The organism is Streptomyces sp. CAI-85 (assembly GCF_013363615.1).
In the GTDB taxonomy this organism is placed as follows: Bacteria; Actinomycetota; Actinomycetes; order Streptomycetales; family Streptomycetaceae; genus Streptomyces; species Streptomyces antibioticus_B.
The window spans coordinates 1-1,499 of record NZ_JAANNX010000180.1; the positions used below are offsets into that span (position 1 = coordinate 1).

Annotated in this window: 1 pseudogene; it reads left to right on the forward strand. The window is 65.0% G+C overall.

Annotated elements, in window-relative coordinates:
* Positions 1 to 48: 48 nt before the first annotated feature.
* Positions 49 to 1,499: pseudogene (locus G6W55_RS37595) on the forward strand (DNA-directed RNA polymerase subunit beta); the annotation flags it as partial.

A 1,499-nucleotide genomic window follows, 5' to 3' on the forward strand; every position in this document is an offset into this window, starting at 1 on the left:
GGGACCGGTACGCGCGTAGTGAGTCCGAGCCCTCGGAAGGACCCCCTCTTGGCCGCCTCGCGCAACGCCTCGACCGCGAATACGAACAACGGCGCCAGCACCGCCCCGCTGCGCATCTCTTTTGCAAAGATCAAGGAGCCTCTCGAGGTTCCGAACCTGCTCGCGCTGCAGACCGAGAGCTTCGACTGGCTGCTCGGCAACACCGCCTGGCAGAGTCGGGTCGAGGAGGCTCTGGAGAACGGTCAGGACGTCCCCACCAAGTCCGGCCTCGAAGAGATCTTCGAGGAGATCTCTCCGATCGAGGACTTCTCCGGGTCGATGTCGCTGACCTTCCGCGACCACCGTTTCGAGCCGCCGAAGAACAGCATCGACGAGTGCAAGGACCGCGACTTCACGTACGCGGCCCCGCTGTTCGTGACGGCCGAGTTCACCAACAACGAGACCGGCGAGATCAAGTCGCAGACGGTCTTCATGGGCGACTTCCCGCTCATGACCAACAAGGGCACCTTCGTCATCAACGGCACCGAGCGTGTCGTCGTGTCGCAGCTCGTCCGGTCGCCGGGTGTCTACTTCGACTCCTCGATCGACAAGACCTCCGACAAGGACATCTTCTCGGCCAAGATCATCCCCTCCCGGGGTGCCTGGCTGGAGATGGAGATCGACAAGCGCGACATGGTCGGTGTCCGCATCGACCGCAAGCGCAAGCAGTCGGTCACCGTCCTCCTGAAGGCGCTCGGCTGGACCACCGAGCAGATCCTCGAGGAGTTCGGCGAGTACGAGTCCATGCGCGCCACCCTGGAGAAGGACCACACCCAGGGCCAGGACGACGCGCTGCTCGACATCTACCGCAAGCTGCGTCCGGGCGAGCCCCCCACGCGTGAGGCCGCGCAGACGCTGCTCGAGAACCTCTACTTCAACCCCAAGCGTTACGACCTCGCCAAGGTCGGCCGCTACAAGGTCAACAAGAAGCTGGCCGCGGACGCGCCCCTCGACGCCGGTGTCCTGACCGTCGAGGACGTCATCGCGACCATCAAGTACCTGGTCAAGCTGCACGCCGGCGAGACCGAGACGGTCGGGGACAACGGCCAGACGATCGTCGTCGAGACCGACGACATCGACCACTTCGGCAACCGTCGTCTGCGCAGCGTCGGCGAGCTCATCCAGAACCAGGTCCGCACGGGTCTGGCTCGTATGGAGCGCGTCGTCCGCGAGCGGATGACGACCCAGGACGTCGAGGCGATCACGCCGCAGACCCTGATCAACATCCGGCCGGTCGTCGCCTCCATCAAGGAGTTCTTCGGCACCAGCCAGCTCTCGCAGTTCATGGACCAGAACAACCCGCTGTCGGGTCTCACCCACAAGCGCCGTCTGTCGGCGCTTGGCCCGGGTGGTCTCTCCCGTGAGCGGGCCGGCTTCGAGGTCCGTGACGTGCACCCCTCGCACTACGGCCGCATGTGCCCGATCGAGACGCCCGAAGGCCCGAACATCGGTCTGATCGG